The 8,486-nt window shown below is 58.5% G+C and carries 8 protein-coding genes; 7 read left to right on the top strand and 1 reads right to left on the bottom strand.

All coding sequences use genetic code 11. The annotated features are described in order from the left end of the window. The coding region (locus tag ERD80_RS14770) for a metallophosphoesterase (RefSeq protein ID WP_211145594.1) at positions 1–495 on the top strand (495 nt) is incomplete at its 5' end. Here ERD80_RS14770 and ERD80_RS14765 read toward each other — a convergent pair. Further along, the gene (locus ERD80_RS14765) at positions 479–1,147 is read right to left on the bottom strand and encodes an MmcQ/YjbR family DNA-binding protein (protein ID WP_136547409.1); all 669 of its coding nucleotides are present in this window, start codon (positions 1,145–1,147) and stop codon (positions 479–481) included. The two genes, ERD80_RS14770 and ERD80_RS14765, sit on opposite strands and share 17 nt — an antisense overlap. Positions 1,148–1,375: 228 nt before the next feature. Between ERD80_RS14765 and rluF the strand changes: the two genes are divergently transcribed. The 6 genes from rluF (at position 1,376) to ERD80_RS14735 (ending at position 8,373) form a co-directional block, all read left to right on the top strand. Further along, positions 1,376–2,257 carry a 23S rRNA pseudouridine(2604) synthase RluF gene (gene rluF / locus ERD80_RS14760; protein ID WP_021506014.1) on the top strand — a complete coding sequence of 294 codons (882 nt, stop codon included), beginning with the start codon at positions 1,376–1,378 and terminating at the stop codon, positions 2,255–2,257. Between the two features lie 265 nt (positions 2,258–2,522). After that, positions 2,523–3,509: a sugar ABC transporter substrate-binding protein gene (locus tag ERD80_RS14755; RefSeq protein ID WP_058774665.1), complete on the top strand. Its 987-nt coding sequence runs from the start codon at positions 2,523–2,525 to the stop codon at positions 3,507–3,509. A 4-nt stretch (positions 3,510–3,513) separates the two neighbouring features. Next, positions 3,514–5,022, top strand: a complete 1,509-nt coding sequence (locus ERD80_RS14750; RefSeq protein ID WP_248295860.1) for a sugar ABC transporter ATP-binding protein — start codon at positions 3,514–3,516, stop codon at positions 5,020–5,022. Further along, positions 5,019–6,032, top strand: coding sequence for an ABC transporter permease (locus tag ERD80_RS14745; protein WP_021506017.1), 1,014 nt, complete (start codon positions 5,019–5,021; stop codon positions 6,030–6,032). Before ERD80_RS14750 ends, ERD80_RS14745 begins: the two co-directional genes overlap by 4 nt. Beyond that, a complete protein-coding gene (locus tag ERD80_RS14740) occupies positions 6,025–6,999 on the top strand; it encodes an ABC transporter permease (RefSeq protein WP_136547406.1) in 975 nt (324 codons plus the stop codon). Before ERD80_RS14745 ends, ERD80_RS14740 begins: the two co-directional genes overlap by 8 nt. Positions 7,000–7,011: 12 nt before the next feature. Continuing rightward, positions 7,012–8,373 carry an LLM class flavin-dependent oxidoreductase gene (locus ERD80_RS14735; protein ID WP_136547404.1) on the top strand — a complete coding sequence of 454 codons (1,362 nt, stop codon included), beginning with the start codon at positions 7,012–7,014 and terminating at the stop codon, positions 8,371–8,373. Positions 8,374–8,486 lie beyond the last annotated feature (113 nt).

Below are 8,486 nucleotides of genomic sequence, written 5' to 3'. Positions count from 1 at the left end.
AACGATATCAGCCTGTACTGCAATCAACACAACGGCGACGATCGCCAGCGCGCGGCCGCACTGCTGGCTGATTTACAGGCGCGCCAGCAACCGCAGGCGCAGCCGTGGAATGGCGCGGTCGGTGCGACTCAGCTGGCGTGGCTGGAAACGCAGCTTATCGAGGCCCGCGCCTGCGGCCAGCAGGTAGTGGTGTTCGGCCATTATCCGCTGGCACCGGGCTACAGCCACAGTCTTCTCAACGGTGCGCAGCTGGCAGAGCTGTTCTGCCGCTATGACGTGCGCGCCTGTTTTGCCGGCCACGATCACCGTGGCGGCTATCACCGCCGTGCGGATACCGTGTTTATAACCCTGCAGGGGATGCTGGATGGCCCGTCGCGCGTGCCCTTTGCGGTGGTGGAACTGACGGGCGAGACGTTGCGGCTGCGCGGATGGGGCGGCGAAATCAGCCGCGAAGAGGTATACGGTGCCGCGCCGATGGCTAGCCGGCCAGGTTAAAACTGTTGTCAATGCGCAACAAAACCTCGGCCGTCGGGACTGATCCATCCAGACACAGGGTGACCCAATGCTTTTTGTTCATATGGTAGCCCGGGAAATAAACCTCGCCATCGACCAGCGAAGCGATCGTCTGCGGCGAGACTTTAATATTGACGATTTCAATCAGGCTATCATCCGGTCGGCCCAGCTTGCTGCTGTGAATCGTCAACAGCGCGCCGAACCACTTTTGATTATCTTTGCGGCGAAAGATGGCGTTTTCAGGAAAGCGCGGCCATAAGAATTCCAGCTCAGTCTGATACTGCTGTTTCAGGTGCTGAACGATCGCATCGGCCTGCGCTGTTTTGAAATGCTTTTGTGGGAAACATTTTTCTGCAATATCCAGCAAGATAGCGTCATGTTCTTCACGAACCTGCCCCACAAAGGCACCGGTGGCAGAAGTAATACGGTGAAGAATGTAATCTTCTCCTGTGACTTTATCGATAATGGTGGCGGCAATGTCACCCTGGGTGGTGATGTTTACCTGCAGGGTGAACTGTTTATTCATTACATCACAGCGGTAGCCGTAATCCGGCCCATCCTTGCGGAAACCGTAAGCCAGCAGCTTTTTCACATTCATTTCCCGGCTGACGAAAAGATGATTTACGTTGTACATTTTCATGCCTGGTTAACGGAGAGGTGTTCACAATATCCGGAGTTTGCTCAGGGGCGTGCGGGCTATTTTAACCGACAGGAGGGATTTTTATGTGCCATAAATCGCTATGACACCCGGCACCGCTTTTTCGCCCTATCACACCGCCAAGAACAACCGCCACCGGACGCTTAACCCAGCCTTACGCAACGCGCGCACATGCTGTATAGTCCGTTTTTTTTCGGAGGAACCATGCTGCCCAACTCATCCACGCGCCTGAATAAATACATCAGCGAGAGCGGAATCTGCTCGCGCCGTGACGCCGATCGTTACATCGAACAAGGCAACGTTTTCATTAACGGCAAACGCGCCAGCGTCGGTGCGCAGGTGTTCGCCGGGGATGAGGTCAAAGTCAACGGGCGGCTGATTGAACCGCGCAACGAAGACGATCTGGTATTAATCGCCCTCAACAAGCCGGTGGGCATTGTCACTACCATGGAAGAGGGCGAGCGTGACAACATTGGTGACTTCGTCAACCACAGTAAGCGCGTGTTCCCGATTGGCCGGCTGGATAAAGACTCGCAGGGGCTGATTTTCCTCACCAATCACGGCGATCTGGTGAATAAAATCCTGCGCGCCGGTAACAATCACGAAAAAGAGTACGTGGTCACGGTGGATAAGCCGATCACCGACGAGTTTATTGCTGGTATGGCGGCGGGCGTACCGATGCTCGGCACAGTGACGAAAAAATGCAAAGTGAAGCGGGAGTCGACCTTTGTATTTCGTATTATCCTGGTGCAGGGACTGAACCGGCAGATTCGCCGCATGGCCAAACACTTTGGCTATGAAGTGACGAAGCTGGAGCGCACGCGGATCATGAACGTGAGCCTGAAAGGTATCCCGCTCGGTGAGTGGCGCGATCTGACGGACGATGAACTGATCGACCTGTTTAAGCTGATTGAGGATTCGTCGTCAGAAGATCAAAAAACCCAGCAGGCACAGGCGAAGAAAAAAGCGGCGACGCCCGCTGCGAAAAAACCGGCCGTCAGCGCACCGAAACAGAGTGACAAAGCGGGTCAGGGCGCTAACCGCAAGCGCTTTACTCAGCCGGGACGCAAGAAAAAAGGGCGTTAAAATCACACCCGCGGCGCCCGCGACCATCACGTATCTTTAGCGCCGCACGCCTTCATTCCAGCCACGTTTTTATTATTTATAACCGGGCGTCAGAATATCTGCGCCCGGTCATGCTTTTTCGCGCAATCAATATGCAAATCCGCTGCATATTCAAAGGAGAAAATGGCATTAGGGATAAATAGTGACTGTGATAATTTTCAGCTATACGCCGAATAGCAGGCGTCACTCACCTTATTTAGCTGAACCTTTTCCAGGGATATAAACAATGCATAAACACCGCCTGGCCGGACTATTACTGGCCTCTGCATCGCTGCTCGCCGGCTTGTCGCTGCACGCTCGCGCCGCTGATGCATCCATTCCCTCACTGGCCGGTAAACGTATCGGTATTACCGTGGCCGGTACCGATCACTACTGGGATCTGAAAGCCTATCAGGGACAAATTGATGAAGTAAAGCGGCTGGGTGGCACGCCTATCGCGCTGGATGGCGGACGCAAAGAGTCACAGCAGATCGCGCAAATTCAAACGCTGATTGCACAAAAACCGGATGCCATTATTGAAACGCTGGGCACCGCCTCAGTGCTGGAACCCTGGCTGAAAAAAATTCGCGACGCCGGCATTCCCTTATTTACCGTGGATACCGCCAGCCCATCCAGTATTAACGTCACGACCTCCGATAACTTTTATATTGGCGAGCAGCTGGCATTAAAACTGGTCAATGATCTGCGCGGCGAAGGCAATATTCTGGTGTTTAATGGTTTTTATGGCGTGCCGGTGGTGGCGATGCGCTATGACCAGTTAAAAGCCGTGCTGAAATGGTATCCGAAAATTAAAATCATTCAGCCCGAACTGCGCGACGTCATTCCCAATACCGTGCAGGATGCCTATGCGCAGATTAGTCAGCTACTTAACAAGTATCCGCAAGGGTCAGTACAGGCTATCTGGGCGGCATGGGACGTACCGCAGATTGGTGCCACTCAGGCGGTTGATGCTGCCGGTCGCAGTGAAATCAAAACTTACGCCGTGGACGGCAGCCCGGACGTGGTCTCGCTGGTGAAAGATCCGAAATCCAGCGCGGCGGCGGTGGTGGCGCAGCAACCCTATCTGATCGGACAGACTGCGGTACAAAATGTGGCGAAATACCTTGCCGGCGATCGTTCACTTCCGCCTGCCACCTATGTTCCGGCCATTCTGGTCACCAAAGAGAATGCGGCGCAGGCGCAGCAAACGCTGGGCCAGAGCGATGATAAATAAGACAGTGCGACTGCAACTGCGCCAGATCAGTAAAGCCTTTGACGGCATTCCCGCGCTGCAGGCGGTATCGCTTGATGTCCACGCCGGCGAAGTGCATGGGCTGATTGGGCATAACGGAGCCGGAAAATCGACGCTGATCAAAGTGCTGGGCGGCATCCACGCTGCCGATGAGGGCAGCGTGACGCTGGAAGGCCGGCCACTGGTGTTGACCAGTCCGGCTCAGGCACAACAGCAGGGCATCGCCATTGTTCATCAGGAGCGGCTATTGCCAGGCACGCTGACGGTGGCGGAAGCGCTGCTGCTCGGTAATGAGCCACGGATTGGCAGCACACCGTTTATCGATCGCCGGCGTATGCGGCAGCAGGCGCGGCAGCTACTGCAACAGCACTTCGATCTGCAGATCGATCCCGATGCGCTGATCGCCGGGTTAAGTGTGGCGGAACAGCAACTGGTGCAGATCTGTCGCGTATTACAGCGCGCGCCGCGCGTGGTGGTACTGGATGAACCGACCGCCGCGCTGGCGCGCCACGAGGTGCAGGCGCTGTTTCGCGTTATTGAACGTATGCGTCAGCAGGGGATCGCACTGATCTACGTTTCTCACTATCTCGATGAAATCCAGGCGCTGTGCCAGCGGGTTACGGTGCTGCGCGATGGTAAAGACGTCGCGCATTTTACCGGCGACGCCCTTTCTCCGCAGGCGCTGATTAATGCCATGATCGGTGAGACGCAGCAGGCGATTGCACCGCGCGGTCTGCCACCTGACGGCGAGCTGGTGCTGACCGTAGACGCCCTGAGCGCGCCGGGTCGCTTTCACAATGTTTGTTTCAGCGCACGACGTGGCGAGATCGTTGGCATTACCGGCCTGCTGGGCTCCGGAGGGAAGGCGTTAATCAGCGCACTGTTTGGTCTGGAACGTGGCGTGAGCGGGACGCTGCGCGTAGGTGAGACGCACGGCGTACCGGCTTCGCCACATGCCGCGGTGAAACGTGGCATCGCGCTGGTGCCGGAAGATCGCCGCGCCAACGGCATCGCGCTCGATGTGAGCCTGCGCGACAACATCACCCTGACGACCGTGCAGCGCCTGCTGCGCTGGGGCGGCGTCTCCGCAACCGCCGAGACCGTGCTAGTGGCGGACAACATCCGCCAGCTAGTGATCCGCACACCGGGCCAGTTGGCACCGCTGCGTCAGCTATCCGGCGGAAATCAGCAAAAAGCGGTGCTGGCGAAATGGCTCAACACCCACGCCACGCTCTATCTGCTGGATGAGCCCACGGTTGGCGTCGACATTGCCGCCAAGGCCGCCATTTATCAAACCCTGCAGCAGCTGGCGGCTGCAGGGGCGGTGATTATCCTGTTTTCCACCGATCTGCTGGAACTGCAAACGCTCGCCGACCGCATTATTGTGCTGGCGCGCGGCGAGCAGGTCGCCACGCTGTCCGCCCGGCACACCAGTCATCAGGAGATTCTGTCCCTGGCTTCCGGCACGGGCGCATTGACGGAGCAAATCCTATGAGTGAACTGAGCCAACCGGCGGTGGTGACGGCGGCAGGCAAACCGCAGGGGCAGCCGTGGCTGCAGCACGTCGCGCTGCTGATTATTGTACTGGTGCTGGCGGTATTTGCCTGGCTGTCGCCTATTTTCCTCAGCGTGATCAACCTTGGTAACGTATTGCAGCAAACGGCGGTGGTGGGAACGCTGGCGCTGGGTCTGACGCTGGTGCTAAGCGGTGGCGGTGTTCAGGGGATTAGCGGCGGCATTGATTTATCCATTGCCGCTAATATGGGGTTGTGTGCCGCGGTATTCGCGGCGCAGATCGCTGAGCAACACTCTGTCACTTATGCGCTGCTGCTCACGCTGCTCACCGGCATCGCCGTGGGGATATTCAATGCCCTGGCGATTGTCTGGCTTGGTATTTTGCCCCTGCTGGCGACGCTGACCAGCATGAACATCGCCATGGGACTGGAGATGGTACTGAGCGGAAACGCGTCGATTTCAGCCAGCAGCGCGCTGCAAAACCTGCTGATAGCCAGCGGACCACTGGGCGTTTCCTGGCTCGGCTGGGGATTTCTGCTGCTGGCGTTGAGTGCACTCGCGCTCAGTCGTTTCACCGCGTTTGGCCTGCGCCTGCAGGCGGTGGGTAGCCATCCGCAGGCCGCCAACGCGGCGGGCATTAGCGTGGCGCGCTATCAAAGTCTGAGTTATGTGCTGTGCGGCTTCAGCGCTGCACTGGCAGCCATTGCCTCGGTGGCGCTGCTCAGCGGCAGTTCGCCGGGCGCTAACGACAATCTGCTGATGGTGATTGCCGCCGCGCTGCTCGGCGTGGTGTTTTCGCGTCGCCTGGTGCCGACCCTGGGCGGTGCACTGATCAGCGCTCTGTTTCTGAGTCTGATAGCCAACGGCTTTCAGTTGGTTAACGTCTCAAGTTACTGGATTAACGGCGTCGAGGGTGTGCTCATCCTGCTGGTTGTGGCGCTGACCGCGCTACTGCGGCGCCGTCAGGCGGGGAGGGCATCTCATGTCTGAACTGAGCCTGAGCGGTAAAAAAGTGCCGGGGCTGTTGCGCAGCCTGATGGTGCTGACCTTTGTTGCGCTGCTGCTGTTTTTCATCATCGCCGCGCCCGCGTTTGCCACTGTCGCCAACATTCGTAGCGTGCTGCTGAATAATGTCGCACCGCTGGCGATTGTGGCGCTGGCCATGACGCTGGTCACGCGTATCGGCGCGATCGATCTGTCCGTCGGTACGGCGATTGATATCGCCTGTCTGGTGCTGGTGACGCTGGTACTGCATCAGGTCGCGCTGCCGCTGGCGCTGTTGGGCGCGCTGATGGCGGCACTGCTGGTAGGCGTGTTCAACGCTTTTCTGGTGACACAACTCGGCGTTGAGCCGTTTCTCGCCACGCTTGGCACGCTGTTTATTGGTCAGAGCGTACAGCAACTGTCGTCCAACGGTGGGCAGCCGGTCTATCTGCTAAGCCAGACGCTGCCGGCGGGTTTTACCGCTATTGGTCACGGCACGCTGCTTGGCGTTCCACTGCCGCTCTGGCTGTTGCTGGGCGTGGTGCTGGTGCTGTATCAAATGTTGCACCGCAGCGCCAGCGGTCGCGCACTGCGCATGATGGGTGAACAGCTCAGCGTAGCGCATCATTCTGGCGTGGCGGTCAAACGTCTCACCGCGCTGGCATTCATATTCAGTGCACTGGTCGCCGGTATCGTCGGGTTAATTCTCGCCGCCAATGTCAAAGCCTGGGTACCGTTATCGGGCAATGCCTATCTGCTGAATGCCATCGGTGCCAGCTTTATTGGCGCGACCTTCGCGCCTTCGCGCCGCCCGAATGTGCCGGGTACGCTGCTGGGGGTCGTGCTGCTGAGTTTCATCGCCAACGGACTGTTGCTGGTCGGCTGGAACTTTTACTGGCAGCAGGTGGCAACCGGCGCACTGATCTTTGTGGTACTGGCCGTGGGTGCGCTGCGTGCGCGTCGCCCTGTCTGAGGAGGGTAACGGATGCCTTCACCGTTTTTACTGTTTGCGTTCATGATGAATGTCCCTGGTCATCTCTCTGCCGGATTGTGGCGACATCCCCAGGATCAGGCGCATCGCTATACCGAGCTGGATTACTGGACGACCCTCGCGCGGCAGCTTGATACCGCAGGTTTTGATGCGCTGTTTATTGCTGATGCGCTGGGACAACTGGATGTATGGCAGGGCAAGCCGGACGCGGCGTTGCGCCTGGCCGCTCAGATGCCGGTGAACGATCCGCTGCTGGTCTCAGCCATGGCAGCCGTCACGCAGCACCTCGGTTTCGGTATTACGGTCTCTGCCACCTACGAACATCCTTATTTGCTGGCGCGCAAGTTCACGACGCTTGATCATCTCACCCGCGGGCGTATCGCCTGGAACGTGGTGACTTCCATGCTTGATTCCGCGGTGCGCAATCTGGGTTTGACCCGGCAGCTGCCGCATGATGAGCGTTACGATCGCGCACAGGAGTTTCTGGATGTGACCGCGAAGCTGTGGGAAGGCTCATGGGAGGAAGATGCGGTTAGCCGCGATAAAGCCAACAGCCTGTATAGCGATCCGCAAAAAGTGCACGCTATTCAGCATTATGGTCGCTGGTATCAGGTGCCGGATGCACATCTCAGTGAGCCCAGCCCACAGCGCACCCCGGTGCTGTTTCAGGCTGGCACTTCGGCACGCGGTGCGCAGTTTGCTGCCCGTAACGCAGAAGTCATTTTCCTCGGTGGCGTCACCGCGCAGGCGATTGCCAGCGATATTCAGCGCATTCGTCAGCTGGCCGTGGCAGAAGGGCGCGATCCGGCGTCGCTGCGTTTTGTCACAGCCATCACGGTGATCACGGCCGAAGATGATGCCGCCGCCCGGGCCAAACTTGAGGATTATCAGCAATACATCAGTGAAGAGGCTGCGCTGGCGCTCTTCTCGGCGTGGACCGGTATCGACTGGTCGCAGGAGGATCCGGACATGCCGCTGGCCTTTCGCGAAACCGACGTCTGCCGTTCGGCGCTGGCCAGCCTGACGCGAATTGACGATCAAAAACGCTGGACGCTGCGTGAGGCAGCACGCTACATCGGTATCGGTGGTCTGCATCCGTTGCTGGTGGGCGGCGGCGAAACCATTGCCGATCGGCTGGATCAGTTTGCGGCAGAATCGGGCGTGGACGGCTTTAATCTGGGCTGGGCTATTAGCCCGGGCAGCTTCAACGATTTCATTGCCTGGGTCATGCCGGTGCTGCGCCAGCGCGGGCGGGTGCGTCCTCAGCCAGCACAGCCGTTAACCTTGCGTGAACGTCTCACGGGTCAGCCGCGCCTGGCAGCTGACCATCCGGCAACGCGCTTCCGCCGCCCTTAGCTCCACGCATGGCGCGGCGGCGGCGTGCCGTTGAGATAATAATTACCCACGTGGTAATACTTCCAGCGCACCGGATCGTGCAGCGTATGGGTGCGCGCGTTGCGCCAGTGGCG

It is taken from the genome of Pantoea sp. R102 (assembly GCF_004916815.1).
In the GTDB taxonomy this organism is placed as follows: Bacteria; Pseudomonadota; Gammaproteobacteria; order Enterobacterales; family Enterobacteriaceae; genus Pantoea; species Pantoea dispersa.
This window is presented reverse-complemented; position numbering and strand designations above follow the sequence as displayed.